A 24,778-nucleotide genomic window follows, 5' to 3' on the forward strand; every position below is an offset into this window, starting at 1 on the left:
ACCGGAAGTTAACCAGCCTGCCGGCAAAGAGGTGCCGTACAGGGGAATCATCAACCGATGCGCTCGATCTATCCATCTGCTGCCGTGCTCGCCTCGAAGTTCACGCTCGTGTCTTCGCTGCGCGCGCAGGGGTTCGTGCTGGCCAATGCCGGGCAGAAGCCGGGCCCGGCCGATGTGTTCCTGATCATGGAAGGCGAAGTGCCGCCAATCGCGTCGCGCACGCTGGTGCTGGCCGACGGACCCGTCGCCGCAACCCCGTTCGCCGATGGTCGCCCCGCCCGCCTGTGCTACACGCATGCCGATACCGAACTGGCCCATGCCTTTGCCGCGGCGCTGCTGTGCGGCCGGCATGTGGCGGTCGCCGCCGATCCGGAAAGCCTCGCGCTGCAGGCGCTGGCCCGGCGCGTTGCCGCCGCCGACATCACCGTGCTGGTCAACGGCCCGACCGGCACCGGCAAGGAAGTACTGGCCCGCACCATCCATGCCGAAAGCAGCCGCGCCGCCGGCCCGTTCGTGGCGATCAACTGCGCCGCGCTGCCCGAAACCATGCTGGAGGCGATGCTGTTCGGCCATGTGAAGGGCGCGTTCACCGGCGCGGGTGCTGCGGGCGAAGGCTTTTTCCGCGCGGCCCATGGCGGCACGCTGTTGCTCGACGAGATTGCAGAAATGCCCCTGCCGTTGCAGGCCAAGCTGCTGCGCGTGTTGCAGGAACGCGAAGTCGTGCCGATCGGCGCGACCCAGGCCGAGGCGGTCAATGTCCGCGTCGTCGCCTGCGCCAATCGCGATCTGCAGGAAGAGGTCGCCGCCGGCCGCTTCCGCGCCGATCTCTATTACCGGTTGAGCGTGTTTCCGCTGTCGACCCGCGCGCTGGCCGATCGCCCGGGCGACGTCGCGGCGCTGGCCGCCGCGATGGTCGTGCGCCATGCCGCCGGCCGGGCGACGCTGCCATGGATTTCGGACGAGGCGCTGGCAATGCTGGTCCGGCACGACTGGCCGGGCAATGCCCGCGAACTGGAAAATGTGATCCAGCGCGCGCTGCTGCTCGGCATGGGCGACCGGATCGAGGCGCAGGACATCGTGTTCGATCGCGCCGGCCCGGCCGCCGCCCCGCGCGTGGCCGAACCGGTCGCGGCGACGCTGACCAACATCGTGCAAATCCACGAATTCGCCGCGATCCGCCGGACGCTGGAGGAATGCGGCGGCAATCGGATCGAGACCGCGCGGCGGCTGGGCATTTCGGAGCGGACGCTCCGCTACCGCCTCGCCAAGGCGCGTGAGGCCGGCGAAATGCTGACGCCCGCGCAAGCCGTGGCGGCGTCGGCATGAGCGTCGGGGGTGTCGGCGGCGCGATGGGCGTCGACCGGGTGATGCAGCTGCGTGCGCAGATCCTCGAACGCAATCAGGCGCTGTCGAAGGCGAATGCGCAGGTCGCGGCGGCCCCCGCTCCCAGTGCGGAACCGGCCAAGCCGGCGAGCTTCGCCGATACGCTGGGCGAGGCGCTGAAGGGCGTCAACGCGCAACAGAACAAGGCGAGCGACCTGTCGGCGATGTACGAACGCGGCGAGACCGTGGACATCGCCAAGGTGATGATGGCGCGCCAGCAGGCATCGGTCGGCTTCGAGGCGACGATGCAGGTCAGGAACAAACTCTTGTCCGCCTACAAGGACATTATGAGCATGCCGGTCTGATATGGAAAACGCACTCGCCACCACCGGCGCAGGCGGCGTTCCCGCCCCCGCAGCCCCCGCCGCCGCCAAATTCGCCAACCCGCTGACCCAGATCGGCGGGATCATGAAGAACCCCGCCGTCAAGCGCAGCCTGCCGATGATCTTCATCGTCGGACTGGTGCTGTCGGCGGCGCTGGCGTGGATGGCGCTGGCCACCCCGCCGCAGCGCGTGCTGTTCCCGCAGTTGCCCGACAGCGACAAGCAGGCGGTGGTCGACGCGCTGACCGCGGCGAAGATCGACAGCAGTGTCGACGATTCGGGCGGGATCACCGTCGCCGAGGACGATTATCATCGCGCCCGCATCCTGCTCGCCGGACAGGACCTGCCCAAGGCGGCGCCGGGCGGTTACGCGATCCTCGACCAGCTGCCGATGGGCGTCAGCCGCGCCGTCGAAGGCGAGCGGCTGCGCCAGGCGCGCGAGACCGAGCTGGCCAAGTCGATCGGCGAGATCGAGTCGGTTGCGGACGCCCGCGTCCACCTCGCCATGCCCGAATCGTCGGTGTTCGTGCGCGACAATGCCCAGCCGTCGGCGTCGGTCATCGTCCGCCTCGAACCCGGCCGGAGTCTCACGCAGGCGCAGGTCCGCTCGATCGTCAACCTCGTCGCTAGTTCGGTGCCGGGGATGAAGCCCGATCAGGTGACGATCATCGACCAGATGGGCGCGCTGCTGAGCAAGCCGAGCGACGGCAGCGATGCCAGCACGCTGTCGGACGAGCGGATCGATTATCAGCGCCGGATCGAGGACAAGTATCGCGCGCAGCTCAACACGCTGCTGACCCCGCTGCTGGGTGCCGGCAATTTCTCGGCCGAAATCCAGGCCGATGTCGATCTGGACGAGAGCCAGGCGACGCGCGAAAGCTATGACAAGCAGGGCGTGGTCCGTGCCGAGCAGGGCAATTGGCAGGGCAATACCCCCGGCGAAGCGACGCCCGGCGGCATTCCCGGCGCCCTGAGCAACACCGCGCCCGCCGCATCGACGCTGGCGACCGCGACGCCGGGTCCGGCCGGGGCCACCGTGCAGCCGGGTACCGCGCCGGGTGCCACGCCGCCGGTCAAGACCAGCGAGAATTTCAATCGCGCCTATGACCTGGGCAAAGAAGTGTCGGTCACCCGTGCTGCCCCCGGATCGATCCGGCGGCTGTCGGTGGCGGTCCTGCTGCGCGAACCCGAAGGCGGCAAGCCGCGCACCCCGGCCGAAATCCAGCAGATCAACGACCTGGTGAAGGCGGCGGTCGGCTTCAATCAGCAGCGGCAGGACACGGTAACGGTCATCAGCCGGAAATTCTCGCCCGATGCGGTCGCCGGCGACGTGGCGCGGCCGTGGTACGATGCCGATTGGGTGCCGATGGCGGCACGCAACGGCACCGCGCTGGTCATCGCGCTGCTGGTGCTGTTCATGGGCGTCCGCCCGATGGTCAAGGCCATGAACGAAAAGCGCAAGGCCGAGGCCGCCGCCGAAACCGCCCGCATCGCCGCACAGGAAGCCGCCGCGCAGGCCGCACTCGCCGGTCCGGCCGAACCCGCCGAGCCCGAACCGGTCAGCATGGAGATGCTGGAGAGCGCGCGCAGCTATGACGACCGCGTCGGGCTGGTCCGCGGCTTCACCCGCGACAATCCGGCACGCGCCGCGCTGGCCGTGCGCGACATGATCCAGTCGGATGCCAAGCAGTGAACGCCCCCACCCGTATCCATAGCGGCGTCGAACGCGCCGCCGTCCTGATGATGCTGGTCGGCGAGGAGGAAGCCGCCGCGATCCTCCAGAAGCTGGACCCAGAAGAGGTGCAGCAACTGGGCAAGGCGATGTTCACCGTCGCCGATGTCAGCGAGGACGAGGTGACGGTCGTGCTCGACGATTTCGTCGAGAAGGCGCGCGAGCGCACCACGGTCGGCTTCGATCCGCGCCCGCATATCGAGACGGTGATGAACCGCGCGCTGGGTGCCGACAAGGCTGAGAGCGTGCTGGCCAAGATCACGCCGATCGAGACCGCATGCCAGATCGAACTGCTCGACTGGATGGACGCCAGCGAGATCGTCAGCCTGATCAAGGACGAACATCCGCAAATCGCCGCCGTGCTGCTCGCCAATCTCGACCCCGCCGTCGCCGCGCAGGTGCTGGAGGGACTGCCCGAGACGGTACAGCCGCAGATCCTGCACCGCATCGCCAAGCTCGGCCCGATCACGCCCGAGGCGATCGATACGCTGAAGTCGATGCTGTCACGTCGCTCGACCGGGCGCAGCAGCGGCAGCGGCGTGCAGCTGGGCGGGGCGAAGGACGCCGCCAAGATCCTATCGTCGGGACGCAAGGCGACCGAGAACCGGGTCATGCCGAAACTGGCCAAGATCGACCGCGACATCGCGCGCCAGATCGAGGATCAGCTGTTCGTCTTCGACAACCTGCTGGAGATGGACGACAAGAATCTGGGCGTGCTGATCCGCAACGTCGACAGCGACCTGCTGGTGCGGGCGCTGAAGGGCGTCGACGAGACCGGACGCAACCGGTTCCTCGGCTGCATGTCGGCGCGCGCCGCCGACGGCATCCGCGACGAGATCGAGGCACGCGGGCCGATGAAGCTGGCGGAAGTGCTCGACGCGCAGAAGGGCGTCATCACCGTCGCCCGCCAGTTGGCCAAGGACGGCACGATCATGATGGGCGGCGGCGACGACGACTATGTTTGAGAGCGCCCCGCCGCGCGGCACCCCGAGCGGCTTCGTCGCCGGCTTCGCCAGCCGCCATGTCGCCGCCGCCGACATCCTCGCCCGCGCCTTCGGTGCGCCCGATCCGTTCGTCGAAACGGGCGTGGTGCCGGTTCGCCCCGCCGACTTCGGCGCGGCGGTCGCGGCCGAAGCGCCGGTGCCCGGCGGCCCCAAGCATTTCCGCCCGGCCGATCCCGACAGCAACCCGACCGAGGGCTGGGACCCGTTCTGCGCCAGCGCGGGTGACGTCGCGGCCACCACGCTGGACCCGGTCGCCGAAGCGCATGCCGCCGGCTATGCCGAGGGTCTGGCCGCCGCTGCCGCCGCCAGCCAGTCCGACCAGGCGCGCGACCATGCGCTGCTGGCCCGACTGGCCGAGGCGCTGGGCACCGCGACGCATATCGATCGCGAGGCGATGGCGACGCGGCTGCGCCAGACGGTGCTGACGCTGGTCCGGCAGATCGTCGGCGAAGTCGGCGTGTCGGCCAATCACCTTGCCGAGCGCATCGATGCCGCTGCCGAATTGCTGGCCGACAGCGCCGAATCGTCGATCCTGCGGATGCACGAGGCTGATATCCCGCTGGTCGAGGGCAAGCTGCCCAAGGCGGTGTTCCCGGTCGCCGACCCGGCGGTCGAGCGCGGCGGCTTCATCCTCGAAACCGCGTCGACGGTGGTCGAGGACGGGCCGTCGCTGTGGCTGGAGCAGCTCTGCGCCGCCATCGAAACCGTACCGGTGCCCGCATCATGCTGAACCGTTTCGCCGACGATTATCTGGGGGCGCTGGCTCCGACCGGGTTCCGCCCGCGCGCGCGGGTCGCGGGACGGCTGTCGTCCTATGACGGACTGTTGATGGAAGCGGTCGGGCTGTCGCTGCCGGTCGGGACCGTGTGCCAGGTCGGCACCGGCGATGGCGGTCATATCGAGGCGGAGGCGATCGGCTTTCGCAACGGCAAGACGCTGATGATGAATCTGGGCGGCCCCGCGCCGCTCCTTCCCGGCGCATTGGTGCGGCCGGGCGACAAGCCGGGCGAGGCGGAGGTCGGCGAGGCGATGCTGGGCCGAGTCGTCGACGGCGCGGGCAAGCCGATCGACGGCAAGGGTCCGATCCGGGGCGCCGGCCGCTGGCCGCTGGCCGGGCGTATCCAGTCGCCGCTGGATCGTGGCCGCGTGCTCGAACCGATGGATGTCGGCGTCCGCGCGATCAACGGGCTGCTGACGATCGGTCAGGGGCAGCGCGTCGGCATCATGGCGGGGTCGGGCGTCGGCAAGTCGGTGCTGCTCGGCATGATGGTCCGCGCCGCCAAGGCCGATGTCATCGTCGTCGGCCTGATCGGTGAGCGCAGCCGCGAAGTGTCCGACTTCCTCGAAACCAAGCTGAAAGGCGATGCGCGGGCGCGGTCGGTCGTGGTCGCGGTGCCCGCCAATCATTCGCCGGTGCTGCGTATCCGGGGCGCATTGCGGGCGACCGCGATCGCCGAGGCGTTTCGCGAACAGGGCAAGAAGGTCCTGCTCATCATCGATTCGCTGACCCGCGTCGCCCATGCCGGCCGCGAGATCGGCCTTGCGCTGGGCGAGCCGGCGTCGGCGCGGGGATATCCGCCGAGCGCGATCGCGATGCTGCCGGGGTTGATCGAGCGGGCGGGCACGTGCGTTCGCACCGGCGGGTCGATCACCGCCATCTATACCGTGCTGGCCGATGGCGACGACAATAGCGACCCGGTGGTCGATTCGGCGCGGTCGATCCTCGACGGGCATATCGTGCTCAGTCGGCAACTGGCTGAGCGCGGCGTGTATCCCGCGATCGACCTGGGGCCGTCGGTCAGCCGCGTGATGACCGACATCGCCGACCGGCCGCATCTGGCCGCCGCGCGCGTGCTGCGCCGCCATCTGGCGACCTATGAGGAAAATCGCGACCTTGTGCTGATGGGCGCATACCGCCCCGGCACCGATGCCGCGATCGACGGCGCGCTCGCCGCCCATCCAGCGGTGATGGAATATGTGAAGCAGGATTCGGACGAGATCGTCTCGCTCGACGATGCGGTCGCCGAACTGGTGGGCATTTTCGGTGACTGACAAGGCCAAGCGGCTGTCGCGGGTGCTGCGCGTGCGGACGATGCAGTTGAACCTGACCCAAGCCGAAGAAGCCCGCGCCGCCGCCCGCGTTGCCGACGAGATCGCGCTGCGCGACCGCATCCGCACGCTGGCCGAGGCGGTATCGCCGGTGCCGACCCCCAGCGCGACCGCCGCCGGCCTCGGCGCCGCCGCGCATTATCGCGAGCGGCTGCATGCCACGGCGCAGGTCGTCGAGCAGCGGGTGGTACAGGCCGATGCCGGGCTGGAACATGCGCGGTCGGCGACGATGGCGGCAAAGCGCGATCAGAGCGCGGTCGAAAAGCTGCTCGAACGCGCCCATGCCGCGCGTGCCTTGCGCGAACTGCGTGCCCTCGAAAATGCACCGCCGGTGCGCCGACCCAATCGGCACGATCCTTGCTGATCGACCGGTCGAACGCTTGACGGATCGACCTATGCAGCTTCTCTCCGCCCTATCCAGTACCGCTTCCCCGCTCGCGATGCAGGTGACGCCGATGGCCGGCGTGGCGGCGGACGCGTTCGCCGCGCTGTTCGCAGGCATCGTGCCGGATGCCGGCGACGGGCGGCAGGCGGCTGCCGAAGGCGGCAAGGCGTTGCCGGTGGCGCAGATGCCGCCGGTTGCGACTGCCGATGTGGCGGTACCGGCCATGCCGGTCGCGCCCGAGCCGGTGGTCGCGCCGTTGCTACCGGTCTCGGCGAGCGAGGCGATCGCGATGGTGCCCGCCGACCCGGCTCCGCCGCCAGCCGTGCGCGATGCCGTGCCGGTCGTGGTCGCCGCCGGGGTCGTAGGCGCACTGAAGCTGCTGCCCGAGGATGCACCGGTCGCTGTGCGGCCACCCGAACCCAAGCCAGAATTGCCGATCCAGCCGATGCCGGCCCGCTTCGCGCCGCCGCTGCCGGTGCGGGCACGCCGGCCCGCCGACGAACCGGCGCTGCCGACGCCAGAGAGCGACGAACCCGAAGCGGCGGAGGATGGCGACGCGCCGATCCTGATCGTGCCGAACGACGCGCCGCCGATCGACCTGCCACCAATGGTCGCGATACCGGCCGACGCGCTCGCGCCGGTGCCGGCGGATGCTGCGCCTAAAATGAAGGTGATCGGCCCGAAGGTGCCGGACGCCGAACCGACGGTCGCGCAGACGACGACGCCACCGCAGACGATCCCCGCCGCCGCTCCCGTTGATGCACGGCCGACGCCGCAAGATGGCGGCAGGATCGCAACCGAGCGCGCTGCCCCGGCGGGGCAGGCTGCGATCGATGCGCCGCGTGCCACCGCCGGCGACGCGCCGGAGGTGCCCGTCACCGATCCGGTCACGACGATGCCGAGCGCTACCCGGCCCGTTCGAACCCAAGCGACCCGCCAACGTGCGGACAGCGAAGCGGCGTTCCGCCCCGACACCATCGCCGTGCCGACCGGAACGCCCGACACGACGCCTCGCCGCCCGGTTGCGCCGGGTCCGATCGGCAACATCCGTCGCTCCGACCAGCCGTCGATCGCGCCCGCCGCGTCGACGCCGGCCCCCGCCGCGCGGTTCGCACCGGTCGACCGGCGCGCGCAGCCCAGTAAGCCGGTCGTCGATCCGGTCCGGGCCGCATGGCAGGTCGAGACGCCGGCCGCTTCCGTAGCGATGCCGGCGGATGCCGCGGCCGAGCTACAAACGGTGTTTATGCCGGTGGCGACCGACCCGGTCGGTAGCGATGTGTCGATCGCTCCCAACCAACCGGTGGCGCACGCCGCTCCGTCGGTGCCGCCCATCGTGGCGCAGGCGCTTCCACCGACCATGCAGCCCCAGCCCGCCCCGCCGGACACGGTCGCGCCGGTCGCTATCCCGCCGGTCGTACAGACCGCGCCGCGCCGCGCCGCTCCACGCGCTGTCCCGATTGAGGCGCCTGTCGCCGAAGCATCGCCAGCACCAGTCGCCGATGCGAGCGTGCCGGTGGCGGAATCCATCGCCCGTCCGGCCGAACGCGCGCCGATCGCCGAACCCGTCCGGGCGCCGATCGTCGACGCTGCGACCCGTCTGGTCGATCCGGTAGTGATCGATCAACCCGCGGTCGCCTTCACGCTGCCGACCGAGCGTGCGCCCCTCACCCAACCGACCGCCGAGCCGCTGACCGCCAATCGCCAAACGATCGCCGGAGAGGCGAGCGCGCCGGTCGTGTCGGTCGCCGCACCGACCGTGCAGCCGATCAAGTCCCCGCCGGTCACCCGCGTCGCGTCCGCGACCGCCCCGGAAGCGGTGGCCGAGGTCGTGCTGGCCGACGCCCCCGCCCCGCGCCCGCGCCGCGACGACGACGCGCCGCCGCTGCCAACGCCGGCCGCCCCGTCGATCGACGCCGCGACGCTGCGCCCCGTCGCGGCGCCGGCCACCGTCCAGCAGCCGCAGCTCGACACCCGCCAGCCGCAATGGATGGAGGGGATGATCGACCGCATCGAAACCCTGCGCGACGCATCGCCGACGCAGGGCGAGACCCGCATCCGCCTGTCGCCCGACGCGCTGGGCGATGTCGAGGTTGCGATCCGCACGTCGGAGGACGGCCGCATCCATGTTCATTTTAGCAGCGACAACGCCGATGCCGGCCGCCTGCTCGCCGACGCGCAGCCGCGACTGGTGCAGTTGGCCGAGGCGCGCGGGCTGAAGCTTGGCGGGATGCAGGTCGATGTCGGCACGCAGCAACAGCCATCGCAGCGCCAGGCACAGGATCAGGGATCGCCGCAACCGCGCGCGCCCCGCTCTGCTTTTGCCGACGCGCAGGCGCCATCCACCCGAACCGATAATCGTATCGCCTGAGGAACCACGACATGAGCGACAAGGAGACGCCGGAGGAAAAGCCGGCGAAGAAGAAAGGCAAGCTGGTCAAGATATTGGTCATGGTCGTCGGTGTCGTCGCCCTGCTGGGCGGGGGCGTCGGCGCCGGGCTGTATGCCAGTTCGTCGGGCCTGATCGGCGGCGGCGGCGGCCATGGCGAGAAGGAACCGCCCGAGGAGAAGAAGGACCTGCCCAAGCTGGTCCCGAAGTCCGAAGAGGTGAAGGCCGGCGCCGGCGGTGAAGGCGGCGGCGAAGGTGGCGGCCATGGCGGTGGCGAAGGCGGTGGCGAAGGCGGTTCGGCCGAGCATGGCGACGAGAACAGCCGGCCGACGCCCGAGATGGAGGGCGGCGATCGCTGGGCATCGACCTATTATGCGATGGAGAAGGAGTTCACCTCCAACCTGTCCGACAGCACGCACTTCATTCAGGTAGGCGTCGCGATCTCGACCTCGTACGACAACAAGGTGATCGAGAATCTTAAGACCCACGAGATCGCGATTCGCTCGGCGATCCTGCTCGCGCTGGGCGAGACGACCGAGGATCAGGTGTTCACGCCGGAGGGCAAGAAACAGCTGTCGTTGCGCATCAAGAAGGCGATCAACGACACTCTGGAGCAAAAGGAAGGCTTTGGCGGCATCGGTAACGTTTATTTTACCACGTTTGTGGTTCAGTAAACGTCCATGGTTAACAGCTCGTCCACCGCGCCCGAAGGCAGCGCACGGAGTCGCCGCACGGCGGCTGCGTCGCATGCGCCGAGCCTGGGGGCGACGAACCTCAATCCGTTCGGCGACCTGCGTGCGCTCGAACATCTGTCGGCGCGCATGGCACGGTCGCTGCGGCAGGTGTTCGAGCCGTTGCTCCGGCGCGGGGTCAAGAGCTGGGCCGAGCCGGTCGAGGTCGACCGGTTCGCGGGCTATTGCGCCGCGCGCCGTGCGCACGGGCTGACCGGATGGGTGCCGCTGACGCTGTCGACCGGGGGAAGCCCGGCGATCGTGGTCATCGACGGCACGTTCCTGCTCGAAACGCTCGACATCTTCTTCGGCGGGTTCGGCGAGGCGCCCAATCCGATGCCGGTCGAATTCTCGCCCGCTGCCGAAGCGATGCTGCGCCGGCTGGCGACCGCCATCGCCGCGCCGCTGGGCGAGGCCTGGGGGCCGCTGGCCGGCATCGCCTTCGAACCCGGCACGCCCGAGGCCAATCCGGCGATGATGGGCGCGATCGATGGCGAGGATGCGGTGATCGCCACCCGCTTCGCGCTCGAGGTCGGCGACGCAATGCTGCCGACCTATATCGACATCCTCTATCCGGTCGCGGCGCTCAAACCGCATGCGCCGCAATTGTCGACCAAGGTCCATGGCCGCAGCGAGCCCGATTCGAAATGGCGGTCGGGGCTGACCCGTGCGGTGATGGGCGTGAAGCTGCCGGTACGGTCGGTGCTGGCCGAACCGGTCGTGTCGCTCGCCACCTTGCTCGAACTCAAGGAAGGCGACATCATCCCGATCAATTTCGGGCCGCAGGTACCGGTATGGGTGTCCAACCGGCGGCTGGGCACGGGCACGGTCGGCACCGCCAACGGGCAGGCCGCGATCAAGCTGAACTCCATCGACCCCGGTTTCGAAGAGGAATTCCAATGAACGAGATGACCGGCGGCTTCCCCGCCGAAGCGTCGCTCGCCGCCAATTTCAAGCTGTTGCAGGATGTCGACGTCCGCCTGACCGTCGAGATCGGGTCGACGCAGCTGAGCTTGCGCGAACTGCTGGCGCTGAGCGAATCGAGTGTGATCGAACTGGACCGCGGCGCCAACGAACTGCTCGACGTGTTCGTCAACGGCACGCTGATCGGGCGCGGCGAGGTGGTGACCGTCGGCGACCGCTTCGGGGTGCGCATGACCGAACTGGTCAGCCCCGACAAGCGGGTCAGCCGCTGATGATGTGGTCGTACATCCTGAAGCTCGTCATCCTCCTGCCGCTGGTGTGCGGGCTGATGATCGGCTGCCTGTATCTGTGGCGTCGCCTCGAGGCGCGGATGCCCGGCAACCACGGTGAACGGCTGGTCAAGGTACGCGAGACGATGATGGTGTCGACCGGCACCAAGATCGCGGTGCTGGAGTTTCAGGGGCGACAATTGCTGGTGTCGGTCAGCCGCAACGGCGTGACGCTGCTCGACCGGGGCGACAAGTGAAGGGATTGAACACGACGTTCGACCCGTTGCTGGCCCGGATGCGCTATCGCCCGGCGGCAGCGGCCGCACGGCGGCGGGCGATGACCACGGCACCCGCCCCGGCACGCGTCGTACAGGTTGCGCGCCCTTCGCGCGCGCGGGCGAATTGGCGGTTCGAACTGGTGCTCGCCGCGATCGGCGTCGCACTCATGCTGTTCCTCGCGGTGCCGGCGATGGCGCAAGCCGTCCCCGCCGCGCCCGCCCCTACGCCCGGTGCCGCCGACGCGCTCGACCGGGCGCTCGGGCAGCTGGGCGGTGGCAACGACGCGCCGATGGCGCTGTCGCTGCAGATCCTCATCATCATGGGGCTGTTGTCGGTCCTGCCCGGCATCCTGCTGATGATGACCAGCTTTACCCGGATCATCATCGTGCTGGCGGTGCTGCGCCAGGCGTTGGGCCTGCAACAGACGCCACCCAACCAGGTGCTGATCGGTCTGTCGCTGTTCCTGTCGCTGTTCGTGATGTCGCCGGTGATCGGCCGGATCAACGAGACCGCGATCAAGCCCTATGCCGCCGGGCAGATCAGTTCGACCCAGATGATCCAGAATGCCAGCCTGCCGCTGCACGGCTTCATGCTGAAGCAGACCCGGACCAAGGACGTGACGATGTTCGCGCAGATGGCGAAGAGCGGCCCGATCGCCTCGCCCGCCGACACGCCGTTCTCAATCCTGCTGCCGGCGTTCGTCACGTCGGAACTCAAGACCGCGTTCCAGATCGCGTTCCTGATCTTCCTGCCGTTCGTCGTCATCGATCTGGTGGTGGCGACGGTGCTGATGTCGCTGGGGATGATGATGTTGTCGCCGACGATCATATCGTTGCCATTCAAGCTGCTGCTGTTCGTGCTGGTCGATGGCTGGGCGCTGACCATGGGCAGTCTTGCCGCGTCTTTCGTGAGTTAGCGCAGATGGACGCGGGCTATTTCATGACCGTCGCCCGCGAGGCGATGTGGGTGCTGGCACTGGTCGCGGCGCCGATTTTGATCCCGGCGCTGGTGTCGGGTCTGATCCTCGGCATGATCCAGGCGGCGACGTCGATCAACGAACAGACTCTGTCGTTCGTGCCGAAGCTGGCGGTGGTCGGCATCAGCCTGGCGGTGTTCGGGGGCATGATCCTGGGGCTGCTGAGCGATTTCACGACCAGCATCTTCGAGCGGATTCCGGATCTGGTCCGCTAGGCGATGCGCGGTAGAACGCTTCCACGGCAAAGGAAGACACCGGCATGCTAGGCTTCGGCCTCGCGGTCGAGCCGCAGCTCTGGGCGCTGCTCTTCACCATGGTCCGCGTCGGGGCGGCGTTCATCGTCGCGCCGGTGTTCGGGGCGGTGGCGATGCCGGTGCAGGTGCGGGTGCTGCTGTCGGGGGCGATCGCGGTGCTGGTGCTGCATGCGCAGGCCTTCGCCATTCCGACCGAAGTCTTCTCACTGACTACCTTCCTGAGCATTGCGGCGGAGGGGCTGGTCGGCCTCGCCATCGGCTTCGTCCTGCAGATCGCGTTCGCAGCACCCCTGATCGCCGCCGAAGTCATCGGCATGTCGATGGGCATCGGTTTCGCGGCGATGGTCGATCCGCAGAATGGTGCGCAAAGCCCGGCGCTCGGTACCTTTCTGTCGGTGTTGCTGACGCTGCTGTTCCTGTCGCTCGACGGGCATCTGATCCTGATCGACCTGATCGTGCGATCCTATGAGCTGCTGCCGCCGGGTGCGGCGTGGCTGTCGCCCGCCAAGCTGGAGAATATCGCGATCTTCGGAGGTTACGCCTTTCTGTCGGGGCTGTTGCTGGCGCTGCCGGTCGGGTTCCTGCTGCTTTGCCTGAACCTCGTCATGGGCATGTTGTCGCGCTCCGCCCCGGCGCTGAACCTGTTCGCGGTCGGGTTGCCGGCCAGCCTGTTCGTCGGGGTCATCGCGATGTTCGTCGCATTGCCGGCGATGACCGACTATATGCTGGTCATCGTGCAGGAGGCGCTCGACGCCGCGCAGAGGCTGGTGCTGGGAGGCGCTGGATGAGCGAGGATAAAACCGAAAGCCCGACACAGAAGCGCCTCGACAAGGCGCGCGAAGACGGGGACATCCTTAAATCCAAGGAACTGGGCACCGCGCTGGTCGTGCTGGCCGGGTGCGGCTGGCTGGCGATGTTCGGGCCGACGCTGGTCGCGGCGTGCAAGGCGGTGATGACCGCCAGCTTCCGCTTCGGCCGTGCCGATGTCGAGGATTTCCAGCCATGGCGCCCGCTGGTCGAGGCGGGGTGGAAACTGGCGATGCCGGTCGGCAGCGTGCTGATCTTCGCGGTCGTCGCCAGCATCGTGACGCAGGCGGGGCTGACCGGCATCAAGTTCAACGGTGGCGCGCTGGCGCCCAAGGGGTCGCGGATCAACCCGGCGTCGGGGCTGAAGCGCATCTTCGGGCCGCAAGGGTGGATCGAACTGGGCAAGTCGCTGCTGAAGGTCATCCTGCTCGGCGCGATCGGCTATGTGATGCTCAAATCGGCGGCGGTCAGCTCGATGGGCCTCGTGTCGTCGAACGTCGAACAGGCGATTTCGGACCTGGGCGGTACGTTCCTGACGCTGTTGTTCGTGATGGCGGGCGGGCTGGTGCTGATCGCGGGGCTCGACGTGCCGCTGGCGATCTTCCAACGGATGCAGCGCCTTCAGATGACCAAGCAGGAAGTGCGCGACGAGCATAAGGAAAGCGACGGCGATCCGCATGTGAAGGCACAGATCCGCCAGCGCCGCCACGAAATCCTGAAGGGCGGGTTCAAGGCCGCGGTCGGCGAGGCGCATGTCGTGCTGACCAACCCGACCCACTTCGCGGTCGCGCTGCGCTACGATCACGGCCGCGACCAAGTGCCGGTGGTGGTGGCGAAGGGGCGCGGTGCGACCGCGCTAGCCATCCGCGAACTGGCCGCCGAAGCGAAAATCCCGATGCTCGAATATCCGCAGCTCGCCCGTGCCGTCTATTACACCAGCAAGCAGGGACAGGAGATTCGCGACGACCTGTACCTCGCCATTGCGACGGTGCTGGCGTTCGTGTTCGGCGTCAACCGGCAGGCGGGCGGCATCCAGCCGCCGGTCACCGTGCCACCCGAGGCGCGGTTCGATGAGAACGGAAAGATTTCCGCTTAAAGATGGCTAAAGATTCCCGCGCTTCTGCCGCTTGATGGGGTGAGAGTTCGCGCGGGGAGTAGACGATGGCGATCACGACCAGCAGTGCGACCGCGTCGACCCCGACGACCACCACGACCAAGGCGACGACCCCCAACCTCGCCAACGCGCTGGGCGCCGGATCGGGCGTCGATACGACCGCGCTGGTCAAGAGCCTGGTCGAAGCGCAGTTCGCCAACAAGAATGCGCAGCTGACCAAAAAGTCCGAGACGCTGACCGCGCAGATTTCGGCAGTATCCGAACTGAAATCGGGCATTTCCGGTTTTGCCAGCGCGCTGCAGACGCTGGCCGAGACCGGCGGCCTGTCGACCCAGCTCAGCAGCAGCGGATCGGCGGTCAAGGTATCGGTGGCGAGCGGCAAGACCGTCACCAGCCTGAACGCCAGCGTCTCGGTCGCGCGGCTGGCATCGTCGCAGGTCGCGGTGACCAAGGAATCGTTCAGCACCACCGCATCGGTCGGCACCGGTACCCTCCAGCTCAAGCTGGGCAGCGTCGGCTCGGACGGCACGTTCACGTCGAACGGGACGACCATCCCGCCGATCACAATCACGTCGAGCGACGCGGCGTCGCTGCAGGGGGTCGCCGACAAGATCACCGCCGCCAAGGCCGGGGTCACCGCCAGCGTCGTGACCGACGCCAATGGCCAGCGCCTCGTCCTGCGCAGCACCGACGGCGCGAACCAGGCATTCACCCTGACCGCGACCCCCGACAACGGCAGCGCATCGCCGGGGCTGGAGCGGCTGAACGTCGATTTCGACAGCAGCACCACCGACGGTGCCGAGGTCGTGACCCGCGCCGGCAATGCCGTGTTCAGCGTCGACGGCGTGCCGATGGTCAGTGCGTCGAACACCATCACCGGCGCCGACGGGGTCAAGATGGAGCTGAAGGCGGTCACGACCGATGGCCCGGTGACGCTCAGTTCGTCGACGCCGACCGACGCGTTAAAGGACGCGGTAAACAACGTCATCGCCGCCTATAACGAGATGCTGGCATCGGTGAACAAGGCGACCGATGCGATCACCGGCGACCTGCGCGCCGATCCGGCGGCGCTGTCGCTCAAGCGGTCGTTGCAGAAGCTGACCATCACCGATCTGACAGGCAAGACCGACGGCAGCCCCAAGACGCTGGCATCGATCGGTATCGCCACCAATAATGACGGCACGCTGCGCGTCGACAAGGACGCGCTGGCCGCCGCGCTGGCGAACAATCCGCAGGCGGTCGAGGCGATGTTCGCCGAAGGTACCGGATCGGACAAAACGGTCGGCACCAGCCTGCCCGCCACGCTGAACCGCATCGCCGCCTCCGCCAAGAGCACGACGCTGGGCCTCGGCGCCAGCGACAAGCGCTATGCCGACGCACAGGGCGTGCTGGCCAAGGAACAGGCCAAGGTCGCCGAACAGACCGACCAGACCTCCACCCGGATGACGCAGCAATTCGCGGCATCCGAAGCCCGCGTCGCCGCGTACAAGGCCCAGCAGACCTTCATGGAAAACCAGATCAAGATGTGGACGCGGAGCGAGTAATGACCCGCTATGCCACCGCCCTGGCCGGCGATCCCGCCCAGACCTATCGCTCGGTCGACTTGGCGGCGCGCACCGGCGGCGCGGACCCGCATGCGCTGGTGTCGCTGCTGTACGAGGAAGCGATCCGTGCGCTCCGCTCCGCCGCATGGGCGACCGACAACCGCCAATATGCGATGAAGGGCGACCGCGTGACCCGTGCGACCGCGATCCTGTTCGCGCTCGAAGCCGGTCTCGATTTCGATAAGGGTGGCGACCTGTCGCAGACGCTGTCGCGGCTTTATACGGGTCTGCGCGAACAGATCGTCAATGCCAGCATCGGACAGGATTCGCAGCCCTTCCTGAACGCCGCCGCGTCGCTGGCCGATATCGCCGAAGCATGGGAGACGGTGCGGCCGCGATAGATCGGGGCGGCCGATCGGCATTCATTCCAGTTCCGGTTTCTGGCGTCGGATGACAATAGGTAGAACCGTTCGTGCTGAGTAGGGGCTGAGCGAAGTCGAAGACCCGTATCGAAGCACTTGGCCTCGGGCGGTCCTTCGATACGCCATTTCGACAAGCTCAATGGCTACTCAGGACGAACGGGTTGGACCCATGTCCACCATGCTCCGGTGACTCACTGCAAACGAAGTAGCGGGATCCCGGGTCTGGCCCAGGATGACGGATGTGGGCGGTGGCGGCGTTTGCCAGCTACCCCCTTCTCAACGGTGGCATCGCCGCGCCCGATCCGCTAGCGGTGCGCGCATGAAGCAACCGCATATCGTCGCGCTGGGGGGCACGCTGCGCCCTACTTCGGGGACCGCCGCCGCGCTGGAACGCGCGCTGGGCCATGCCAAGATGCTGGGCGCACGCACGACGTTGCTGACCGGGCCGGCGATCGACTTTCCGAACTACGAACCCGAAACGGCGGGCAGCAACGCGCGGATTCAGTCGTTCCTGCGCGCGCTGCGCGATGCCGACGGGATCATCATCGGGTCGCCCGGCTATCACGGGACGCTGTCGGGGCTGGTCAAGAATGCGCTCGACCATGTCGAGATGCTGCGCCGCGACGACCGCGTCTATTTCGACGGCATGCCGGTCGGGCTGGTCGCGACGGCGGCGGGGTGGCAGGCGGCGGTGGCGACGCTCGGCACGCTGCGCACCGTGGCGCATGCGCTGCGCGGCTGGCCGACGCCGATCGGGGTCGCGATCAACACCGTCGAGGACGGCGCGATCGACAAGGCCGATACGCAGTTGCGGCTGATGGTCGAACAGATGATCGGCTTCGTCGCGCGTTAGTGGTTGATCCACTTGCGTGGAAGCGGTGCCGGATCAGACTCAACGGGTATCGATAGTTTCGACCATTCTCATTGCGCGCGCGCCGTTCTAAAGGCGGGCGCATGGATTGCTTCACCTTGCGCGACGGCACGCTCCATGCCGAGGATGTCAGCCTGCCCGCCATCGCCGATGCGGTCGGGACGCCGGTCTATGTCTATTCGACCGCGACGCTGGAACGCCATGTCCGCGTGTTCCGCGATGCGGTGGCGGGGCTGGGCACGGGCGAGCCGCTGGTCGCGTTCGCGGTAAAGGCCAATCCGAACAAGGCGGTGCTGGCGACGCTCGCCCGCGCCGGCATGGGTGCCGATGTGGTGTCGGGCGGCGAGCTGTACCGTGCGCTCGACGCCGGGATCGATCCTGACAAGATCGTGTTCTCCGGTGTCGGCAAGACGGCGGACGAAATGGCGCAGGGGCTGAACGCCGGCATCGGCCAGTTCAACATCGAATCCGAACCCGAACTCGACATGCTTTCCGCCGTCGCCTGCTCGCTGGGCAAGGTCGCGCGCATCGCGATCCGGGTGAACCCCGACGTGGTCGCCGGCACCCATGCGAAGATCTCGACCGGAGGCAAGGAGAACAAGTTCGGCATCGACTACCACGCCGCTCCCGCCGCCTATGCCCATGCGGCGTCGCTGCCGGGCATTCAGGTACGCGGCGTCGCGGTGCATATCGGCAGCCAGTTGACCGACCTCGTGCCGCTCGAAGCCGCATTCGGCCGCGTCGGTGCGCTGATTGGCGAGTTGCGCGCCGCCGGGCATGCCATCACCCATGCCGATCTGGGCGGGGGCCTGGGCGTCCCCTATGATCCGGCGAAGCCGCTGCCGCCCTCCCCCGCCGATTATGGCGCGATGGTCGCGCGGGCGACGGCGGGCTGGGACGCGCGGCTGATGTTCGAACCCGGGCGGCTGATCGTCGCCAACGCCGGGGTGCTGGTGTCGCGCGTGATCCGCGTGAAGCAGGGCGCGACTGCGCCGTTCGTCGTTGTCGACGCGGCGATGAACGACCTGCTGCGTCCCAGCCTGTACGACGCCTATCACGACATCCGCGCGGTCACCCCGACCGGCGAGCGGGCGGTGGCCAACATCGTCGGCCCGGTGTGCGAGACCGGCGACACCTTCGCGCTGGGCCGCGATATGGACGTGGTCGCCGCCGACGATCTGGTCGCGTTCATGACCGCCGGTGCGTACGGCGCGACCATGGCGTCGACCTACAACTCGCGCGCGCTGGTGCCCGAGGTGCTGGTGTCGGGCGATCAATTCGCGGTGGTGCGCGAACGCCCGCCGATCGAGGCGCTGGCTGAGGCAGACCGCCTGCCGCCCTGGCTGTGAACGGGCTGCCGATCCTGCTGCGCACCGCCGGGCGCAGCGTGATCCTGATCGGCGAGGGCGAAGCGGCTGATGCCAAGCGCCGCCTGCTCGAACGCAGCGGGCTGACCGTCGTCGCCGATGCCGATGACGCGCGCATCGCCGTGGTCGCGGTCGAGGACGATGCTGAAGCGCGCGCCGCGATCGATGCCCTTAAGGCGCGCGGCATCCTCGTCAACGCGGTCGACCGCCCCGCCGATTGCGACTTCACCCTGCCCGCGATCGTCGACCGTTCGCCGATCCTGATCGCGATCTCGACCGGCGGCGTGTCGGCGGGTCTCGCGGCGGCGATCCGCCAGCGGCTCGAGGCGATGCTGCCCGCGGGGGTCGGGCGACTGGCCGAGGGGCTGGGCGCGGCCCGCGCGAAGTTGCGTATCCGCTTCCCCAATGGCGGCGACCGCCGCCGCGCGATCGGAGCGGCGATCGCCGCCGGCGGTCCGCTCGATCCGATGGTGCCACATGCCGACGATGCGGTCGCGGCGTGGCTGGCGGGTGCCGCCCCGGTCGCGGGCCGGGTCGAGACGATCCGGCTGCGCTCGACCGATCCCGACGACCTGACCCTGCGTGAGGCGCGCTGGCTGGGACAGGCCGACCGCATCCACCACCGGCCCGACGTGCCGCCCGCGATCCTCGACCGGGCGCGCGCCGATGCGGTGCGGATCGCCGGCCCGGTGCCCGCCGAACCGCTCCCGGGCCTGACGATCGACCTCGCATGAAGTGCCGCGCATGGCATATCGAGGGGGGCAGCGCGACGCCGGTCGATCCGTCGGCGGCGGTCGATGCGACCGGCGGCTTCGTGTGGATCCATTTGCACGGCGATGGCGGCGCGGTCGCCGCGTGGCTCAGCGACCATGCCCATCTGCCCGACTATGTCATCGACCCGCTGACCGCGGTCGAGACGCGCCCGCGCTGCGACGCGATCGGCAAGGGGGCGTTCGTGAACCTGCGCGGCCTGTCCGACGATGTGCTGACTAGCGCCGATCCGCTCGCCTCGGTCCGGCTCTATGCCAGCGCCGGGCGGGTCCATTCGGTGACCCGGCGCAAGCTGACCGCGTTCCACACCGTCGTCGACCGGGTCGAGGGTGGCGCGGTGGCCGATCCCGGCGACCTGATCGTCGCCTTTGCCAGCGCCATCACCGAAGAACTCGACCCGCTGATCGCCGATCTCGGCGACACGCTCGACGAATGCGAGGAGGCGCTCGACCCCGCCCGCATCTTCGAACAGCGCCGCGCCGTCACCCACACCCGCGTCCGCGCGATCGGCTATCGCCGCTTCCTCGTGCCGCAGCGCTCCGCGCTCGAAAAGCTGGGGCAGCTGCCCGGCGACTGGCTGCAACAGGACGATCGCCTGCACCTCGCCGCCGCCGCCGACCGTGCCGCGCGCATGGCGGAGGAGGTCGATTCGATCCGCGAACGCGCCGCGCTGATCCACGAAACGCTCACCGACCTGCGCGCCGAACAGCTCGACCAGCGCTCGCTCCAGATCGCGATCGTGGCGATGGTGTTCCTGCCGCTGACCTTCGTCACCGGCCTGCTCGGCATGAATGTGAAGGGCATTCCCTTTGCCGACGAACCCTGGGCGTTCGCCGGGGTCGTCGGGCTGTGCATCGCCATGAGCGCAGGCATCGTCGCATGGTTCGTGCGCAAACACTGGATCGGGCGGTAGCGCCCGAAGCTCAATCGTCGGGCGGAAGTTCGTCGGGCCAGAAATCGGGTTCGGGATCGCTCTGCGGCACGACCGGCCGGGGCAGCACGGGCACCGCGCCGTCGAACGCCACCCGGATCGCCGCACCCGGCGGCGTCGCCTGCTGAAAGATCGCCGCCACCGCGCGTCCGCTGCGCAACATGGCCGCAATCCATGCCGCGCGGTCGGCGGTCAGATAGCCGATCTGCACCCCCCGCGCGCTCACCACCATCACCGCATTGCGATCGACCGGGTTGCGCGGTTCGGGGACCAGCGTCACCACCTCGCCTGGCACACATAGCAGAATCTCGAACCGGCGATTGCCGCCGCCGCGATTGGGATGGTCGGCGCCAACGACGTGCAGGCTCAACTCACGCATCGCGCAAACTCCGTACGAACCGATCGGTCAGGCTGCGAAAGGTGATCGACCAGCGGGTTTCGGCCATCGGCGCGATGCCATGTTCCCAGTCCCAGCGCGCCTCACCGGTAAGGTGATAGGCGGATCCCGGCGCCAGCGGCAACGCGAAGCGATCGAACCCCTCGGGCCGTCGTCGCCGGAAACGCAGCGTCGCGGGCGCGCCGATCGACACGCCGACGACATGTTCGAACACCGGTCGGTCGCGGTGCCAGCCGATGCCTGCGCCGGGATCGTAGCGGGTCAGCAGCGCCTGCACGAGCGCATCCGCCCGCAGCCCGGCAAACGCCGCGGCACGTTCGCGCACCGCCAGCAGCCAGTCGGGCATCGGCTCGGCCCGCCCCACCCGACCCTGTTCGAAATCATAATGCCAGCCATAGGACGCGGTCAGCCGCAGCCCGGTCCATTGCTGGAACCGGAACGGCTGAAGCGGCGCGGCGTCGATCGCCGCCGCCAGTGCGGGCAGTTCGTCATCCGCCACCAGCGCCGACCCATGGGTCAGCCCGGGGAGTACCGGTTCGGCGGCGAAGAGGTCGAGTTGCGGCATCGATGGAACGCAACATGGGTAAGCGGCGTCTGTCCATCAATCAGGGGCGACGGATACGATCGCCCGAAAATCGGGGACAAATCCATGCCACAGCATAGCGCTGGCATCCTGCTCTATCGTCGAACGCCCGCGCCGGCCGTGCTGCTCGTCCATCCCGGCGGCCCCTTCTGGGCACGGCGCCATGTCGGCGCGTGGCAGATTCCGAAAGGCCATGTCGAACCCGATGAAGCGGTCGAGGACGCCGCGCGCCGCGAAGTGGCGGAGGAACTGGGGGTGACCGTCACCGGCCCGCTTGAACCGCTCGGCATGGTGCGACAGGCAGGCGGAAAGTCGGTCTCCGCTTTCGCCGCCGAACAGGATGTCGATACGGGCGCGATCACCAGCATCCTGTTCGAGATCGAATGGCCACCGCGCAGCGGACGCCGTGCGACCTTTCCGGAGGTCGATGCGGCACGCTGGATGCCGGTCGCGGAGGCGCGCACGCTGATGCTGAAGAGCCAGTTGCCGCTGCTCGACCGGATCGAGCCGTTGCTGGGGTAGCCGGGTCGGCACCCCAAAGGGTACCCGTTCGGTTCGAGCAGCTTCGAGCGAAGTCGAGAAGCGTCCGTCGAGAACGGGTCGTTCGGGGCAATCCCTTCTCGACTACGGTTCTCGACAAGCTCGAACCTCCGCTCGAAGCGAACGGGGGCGGTAACGGCCGCCCTTTGGAACCCGATGACATGGAGCCTGACCCGTTCGTCCTGAGTAGCCATTGAGCTTGTCGAAATGGCGTATCGAAGGACCGTCTATGGCTGGTCCTTCGATACGGGTCTTCGACTTCGCTCAGCCCCTACTCATCACGAACGGTTCTAACTGTTGTCGTTACAGTCTAAGGGGAGGCTTAGTCCGCCGTCGTCAAAGCAGCTTCACCGTCACTGCCTCTTCCCCCGCCCGCGTCAGCCGGTTGCGCAGCGGCAGGGTGAACGGCGCAGCCGCGATCTCGAACACATCGCCTTCCTGCGTCCGCACCCCGTCCGAGAAGGACAGGGTCGCCGTGCCGAAGAAATGGACATGAATGTCGCCAGGCCGGCGGAACAGCGCGTACTTGAAGTGGTGGTGTTCAAGGTTCGACAGGCTGTGCGACATGTTCGCCTCGCCCGACAGGAACGGCTTTTCCCAGATCGTCTCGCCACCCCGGACGATGCGGCTCGTCCCCTCGATATGCTCGGGCGGGGTGCCGACCAGCAATTCGGGGCCGACCGATGCCTGGCGCAGCTTGCTGTGCGCCAGCCACAGATAATTGTGGCGTTCGGTGACATGGTCCGAAAATTCGTTGGCAAGCGCGAGGCCGATGCGGTGCGGCGTGCCGTCCGAACCGATGATATAGATGCCGGCAAGTTCGGGCTCTTCGCCGCCGTCCTGCGCGAAATGGGGCATGGTGAAGTCGCCGCCCGGCGCCACCATCTGTCCGCCATCACCCTTGTAGAACCATTCGGGCTGCTGGCCGACCTGACCCTCGGCGGGCTTGCCGCCCTCGACGCCCTCAAGGAACATGCGCATTGAATCGGTCTGGGTCGCGGCTTCGGCGGCAGCGCGGTGCATCTTGTCGCGGCCTTCCGCCGAACCGAGATGCGTCAGGCCGGTGCCGGTCATGATCACATGCGCCGGATCCTCGTGATCGATCGGCGATCCGATCGCGCCGGCATCGAGCAGCGCGGCGACATCGACCGCCTCGCCCTGCCCCAGTGCCGCAACCTCGTCGGCGATGCTGTGGCCGGCGTCGATCGCGCGCAGTGCCAGCGCACGGACGCTGTCGACGCCGGGGACGATGTGCGCCGCCGTATCGGTCGCGGCGATCACGGCGCGCGACGGGACGACGCGCTGCAACAGACGGAGAGTCATCGAAGATTCCTTATGCAAAGACGTCGGTATCGGCGGGGACGTCGTCGATCGGGTTGGTCACCTTCGATCCCCATACGGCGTAGAACAGGATGTAGAGTTCGCATGCGGCGGTCAGCAGGAACGACCATTGCAGGCCATAGCGGTCGGCCAGCCAACCCTGCACCACCACCAGCGCACCGCCGGCGATCGCCATGATCAGCAGCCCCGATCCTTCCTCGGTCAGCGGCCCCAGCCCCTTGATGCCGAGGGTAAAGATCGTCGGGAACATGATCGAATGGAACAGCCCGACGAGGATCAGCGACCACATCGCCGCAGGTCCGCTGAGGAACGTTGCGCCGAGCATCACGACGAAAGCGCCGATCGAGAAGAAGGCGAGCACCTTGGCCGCGTCGACCTTCTGCATCACGAAGCTGCCGACGAAGCGGCCGACCATCATGCCGCCCCACAGGAAGGTGAGGTAGCGCCCGGCCAGTTCGTTGGTGACGTTGGCGATATCGGGCTGGCTGACAAAGTTCACGAACAGGTTGGCGACGCCGATCTCGGCGATCAGGTAGATGAAGATCGCGGGCACGCCGAACACCAGGTTGCGGTGGTTCCACAGCGAATGCTTCTTGCGCTCTTCCTTTGCGACGCGGCTGGTCGCCGATCCCATCGCCGGCAGCGGAAAGCGCGCGATGATGACCGCCAGCACGATCAGCACGACCGCGACGAGGACATAGGGCAGGATCACCGACTGCGCATCGGCCAGCCGTTCGGCCTGGGTCAGCACCGTGCCGGCCTCCGACGTGCCGCCCTTCGACCGGCCGAGAATCAGATAGGCCCCGAACAGCGGGGCGAGCATCGTGCCGGCCGAGTTCATCGCCTGCACCAGATTGAGCCGGGCCGACGCCGTATTCGACGGACCGATCACCGCGACGTAAGGGTTGGCCGCGACCTGCAGCAGCGTGATGCCGCTGGCGATCACGAACAGCATGACCAGCGTCACGCCATAGGAGGGCAGGCTGGCGGCGAGCACCATGCCCAGCGCCCCCGCCGCCATCACCAGCAGACCGATCACCAGCGACTTCTGATACCCGATTCGCTCGATCAGCTTGGCCGAGGGGATCGACGCGAAGAAATAGGCGATGAACCAAACACTCTCGATCAGCGTGGTCTGGGTATAGTTGAGGTCGAACACGCTGCGCAGATGCGGCAGCAGCGTGTTGTTAATGACGGTGATGAAGCCCCACATGAAGAACAGGCTGGCCAGCAGCGTCAGCGCCGGCGCGTAACTGGCGCCCGATGCGCCTTGTGGCACCGCGCCGGTGCGCGCGGATATTGGGGCGGGCATCCTCGTCTTCTCCCATTTTACGG

The 24,778-nt window shown here is 68.1% G+C and carries 27 protein-coding genes; 23 read left to right on the forward strand and 4 right to left on the reverse strand.

What is annotated here, in order from left to right:
* The first annotated feature begins 57 nt into the window (after positions 1 to 57).
* The 22 genes from AAIO73_RS06950 (at position 58) to AAIO73_RS07055 (ending at position 20,564) form a co-directional block, all read left to right on the forward strand.
* The gene (locus AAIO73_RS06950) at positions 58 to 1,326 is read left to right on the forward strand and encodes a sigma 54-interacting transcriptional regulator (RefSeq protein ID WP_345877016.1); all 1,269 of its coding nucleotides are present in this window, start codon (positions 58 to 60) and stop codon (positions 1,324 to 1,326) included.
* Positions 1,323 to 1,688 carry a flagellar hook-basal body complex protein FliE gene (gene fliE / locus AAIO73_RS06955; protein WP_345877017.1) on the forward strand — a complete coding sequence of 122 codons (366 nt, stop codon included), beginning with the start codon at positions 1,323 to 1,325 and terminating at the stop codon, positions 1,686 to 1,688. The genes AAIO73_RS06950 and fliE overlap by 4 nt, the downstream gene beginning before the upstream one ends.
* A gap of 1 nt (position 1,689) precedes the next feature.
* A complete protein-coding gene (fliF, locus tag AAIO73_RS06960) occupies positions 1,690 to 3,399 on the forward strand; it encodes a flagellar basal-body MS-ring/collar protein FliF (RefSeq protein WP_345877018.1) in 1,710 nt (569 codons plus the stop codon).
* Positions 3,396 to 4,403 (forward strand): flagellar motor switch protein FliG, encoded by a 1,008-nt coding sequence (fliG, locus tag AAIO73_RS06965; RefSeq protein WP_345877019.1) that lies wholly within the window; start codon positions 3,396 to 3,398, stop codon positions 4,401 to 4,403. The genes fliF and fliG overlap by 4 nt, the downstream gene beginning before the upstream one ends.
* On the forward strand, positions 4,396 to 5,172 hold the full coding sequence (locus tag AAIO73_RS06970; RefSeq protein WP_345877020.1) for a FliH/SctL family protein: 777 nt from the start codon (positions 4,396 to 4,398) through the stop codon (positions 5,170 to 5,172). Before fliG ends, AAIO73_RS06970 begins: the two co-directional genes overlap by 8 nt.
* Complete coding sequence (locus tag AAIO73_RS06975) at positions 5,166 to 6,494, forward strand: FliI/YscN family ATPase (RefSeq protein WP_345877021.1); 1,329 nt, start codon at positions 5,166 to 5,168, stop codon at positions 6,492 to 6,494. The genes AAIO73_RS06970 and AAIO73_RS06975 overlap by 7 nt, the downstream gene beginning before the upstream one ends.
* Positions 6,487 to 6,915, forward strand: a complete 429-nt coding sequence (locus tag AAIO73_RS06980; protein ID WP_345877022.1) for a flagellar export protein FliJ — start codon at positions 6,487 to 6,489, stop codon at positions 6,913 to 6,915. Before AAIO73_RS06975 ends, AAIO73_RS06980 begins: the two co-directional genes overlap by 8 nt.
* A gap of 31 nt (positions 6,916 to 6,946) precedes the next feature.
* Positions 6,947 to 9,304, forward strand: a complete 2,358-nt coding sequence (locus AAIO73_RS06985) for a flagellar hook-length control protein FliK (protein WP_345877023.1) — start codon at positions 6,947 to 6,949, stop codon at positions 9,302 to 9,304.
* Between the two features lie 11 nt (positions 9,305 to 9,315).
* Entirely contained in the window at positions 9,316 to 9,996 is a 681-nt protein-coding gene (locus AAIO73_RS06990; RefSeq protein ID WP_345877024.1) for a flagellar basal body-associated FliL family protein, read from the forward strand.
* A 6-nt stretch (positions 9,997 to 10,002) separates the two neighbouring features.
* The gene (locus AAIO73_RS06995; protein WP_345877025.1) at positions 10,003 to 10,956 is read left to right on the forward strand and encodes a flagellar motor switch protein FliM; all 954 of its coding nucleotides are present in this window, start codon (positions 10,003 to 10,005) and stop codon (positions 10,954 to 10,956) included.
* Entirely contained in the window at positions 10,953 to 11,249 is a 297-nt protein-coding gene (fliN, locus tag AAIO73_RS07000) for a flagellar motor switch protein FliN (protein WP_056453091.1), read from the forward strand. Before AAIO73_RS06995 ends, fliN begins: the two co-directional genes overlap by 4 nt.
* The gene (locus tag AAIO73_RS07005) at positions 11,249 to 11,503 is read left to right on the forward strand and encodes a FliO/MopB family protein (RefSeq protein ID WP_345877026.1); all 255 of its coding nucleotides are present in this window, start codon (positions 11,249 to 11,251) and stop codon (positions 11,501 to 11,503) included. The genes fliN and AAIO73_RS07005 overlap by 1 nt, the downstream gene beginning before the upstream one ends.
* Before the next feature lie 80 nt (positions 11,504 to 11,583).
* Positions 11,584 to 12,441, forward strand: a complete 858-nt coding sequence (gene fliP / locus AAIO73_RS07010; RefSeq protein WP_526023783.1) for a flagellar type III secretion system pore protein FliP — start codon at positions 11,584 to 11,586, stop codon at positions 12,439 to 12,441.
* Positions 12,442 to 12,446: 5 nt separating this feature from the next.
* The gene (gene fliQ / locus AAIO73_RS07015) at positions 12,447 to 12,716 is read left to right on the forward strand and encodes a flagellar biosynthesis protein FliQ (protein WP_056453084.1); all 270 of its coding nucleotides are present in this window, start codon (positions 12,447 to 12,449) and stop codon (positions 12,714 to 12,716) included.
* A gap of 44 nt (positions 12,717 to 12,760) precedes the next feature.
* The gene (gene fliR / locus AAIO73_RS07020) at positions 12,761 to 13,543 is read left to right on the forward strand and encodes a flagellar biosynthetic protein FliR (protein WP_345877028.1); all 783 of its coding nucleotides are present in this window, start codon (positions 12,761 to 12,763) and stop codon (positions 13,541 to 13,543) included.
* Positions 13,540 to 14,658, forward strand: a complete 1,119-nt coding sequence (locus AAIO73_RS07025) for an EscU/YscU/HrcU family type III secretion system export apparatus switch protein (RefSeq protein WP_345877029.1) — start codon at positions 13,540 to 13,542, stop codon at positions 14,656 to 14,658. The genes fliR and AAIO73_RS07025 overlap by 4 nt, the downstream gene beginning before the upstream one ends.
* Before the next feature lie 65 nt (positions 14,659 to 14,723).
* Positions 14,724 to 16,220, forward strand: a complete 1,497-nt coding sequence (fliD, locus tag AAIO73_RS07030) for a flagellar filament capping protein FliD (RefSeq protein WP_345877030.1) — start codon at positions 14,724 to 14,726, stop codon at positions 16,218 to 16,220.
* Entirely contained in the window at positions 16,220 to 16,621 is a 402-nt protein-coding gene (locus AAIO73_RS07035; protein ID WP_345877031.1) for a flagellar export chaperone FliS, read from the forward strand. The genes fliD and AAIO73_RS07035 overlap by 1 nt, the downstream gene beginning before the upstream one ends.
* Before the next feature lie 340 nt (positions 16,622 to 16,961).
* Positions 16,962 to 17,495 carry an NADPH-dependent FMN reductase gene (locus AAIO73_RS07040; RefSeq protein WP_345877032.1) on the forward strand — a complete coding sequence of 178 codons (534 nt, stop codon included), beginning with the start codon at positions 16,962 to 16,964 and terminating at the stop codon, positions 17,493 to 17,495.
* A gap of 101 nt (positions 17,496 to 17,596) precedes the next feature.
* The gene (gene lysA, locus AAIO73_RS07045; protein ID WP_345877033.1) at positions 17,597 to 18,862 is read left to right on the forward strand and encodes a diaminopimelate decarboxylase; all 1,266 of its coding nucleotides are present in this window, start codon (positions 17,597 to 17,599) and stop codon (positions 18,860 to 18,862) included.
* Positions 18,853 to 19,614, forward strand: coding sequence for a precorrin-2 dehydrogenase/sirohydrochlorin ferrochelatase family protein (locus AAIO73_RS07050; protein WP_526023784.1), 762 nt, complete (start codon positions 18,853 to 18,855; stop codon positions 19,612 to 19,614). The genes lysA and AAIO73_RS07050 overlap by 10 nt, the downstream gene beginning before the upstream one ends.
* Entirely contained in the window at positions 19,611 to 20,564 is a 954-nt protein-coding gene (locus tag AAIO73_RS07055) for a zinc transporter ZntB (protein WP_345877035.1), read from the forward strand. The genes AAIO73_RS07050 and AAIO73_RS07055 overlap by 4 nt, the downstream gene beginning before the upstream one ends.
* Positions 20,565 to 20,574: 10 nt before the next feature.
* Here AAIO73_RS07055 and AAIO73_RS07060 read toward each other — a convergent pair whose 3' ends face one another.
* Positions 20,575 to 20,961, reverse strand: coding sequence for an HIRAN domain-containing protein (locus AAIO73_RS07060; protein ID WP_345877036.1), 387 nt, complete (start codon positions 20,959 to 20,961; stop codon positions 20,575 to 20,577).
* A complete protein-coding gene (locus AAIO73_RS07065; protein ID WP_345877037.1) occupies positions 20,954 to 21,544 on the reverse strand; it encodes an alpha-ketoglutarate-dependent dioxygenase AlkB in 591 nt (196 codons plus the stop codon). Before AAIO73_RS07065 ends, AAIO73_RS07060 begins: the two co-directional genes overlap by 8 nt.
* Before the next feature lie 84 nt (positions 21,545 to 21,628).
* Here AAIO73_RS07065 and AAIO73_RS07070 point away from each other — a divergent pair, with 84 nt between their 5' ends.
* Positions 21,629 to 22,084, forward strand: coding sequence for an NUDIX hydrolase (locus tag AAIO73_RS07070; RefSeq protein ID WP_345877038.1), 456 nt, complete (start codon positions 21,629 to 21,631; stop codon positions 22,082 to 22,084).
* A gap of 354 nt (positions 22,085 to 22,438) precedes the next feature.
* Here AAIO73_RS07070 and araD1 read toward each other — a convergent pair whose 3' ends face one another.
* The gene (gene araD1 / locus AAIO73_RS07075; RefSeq protein ID WP_345877039.1) at positions 22,439 to 23,425 is read right to left on the reverse strand and encodes an AraD1 family protein; all 987 of its coding nucleotides are present in this window, start codon (positions 23,423 to 23,425) and stop codon (positions 22,439 to 22,441) included.
* 10 nt (positions 23,426 to 23,435) lie between these two features.
* Positions 23,436 to 24,755 carry a sugar MFS transporter gene (locus AAIO73_RS07080; RefSeq protein ID WP_345877040.1) on the reverse strand — a complete coding sequence of 440 codons (1,320 nt, stop codon included), beginning with the start codon at positions 24,753 to 24,755 and terminating at the stop codon, positions 23,436 to 23,438.
* Between the last annotated feature and the right edge of the window lie 23 nt (positions 24,756 to 24,778).

It is taken from the genome of Sphingomonas epibiotica (assembly GCF_039615155.1).
Classification (GTDB): Bacteria; Pseudomonadota; Alphaproteobacteria; order Sphingomonadales; family Sphingomonadaceae; genus Sphingomonas.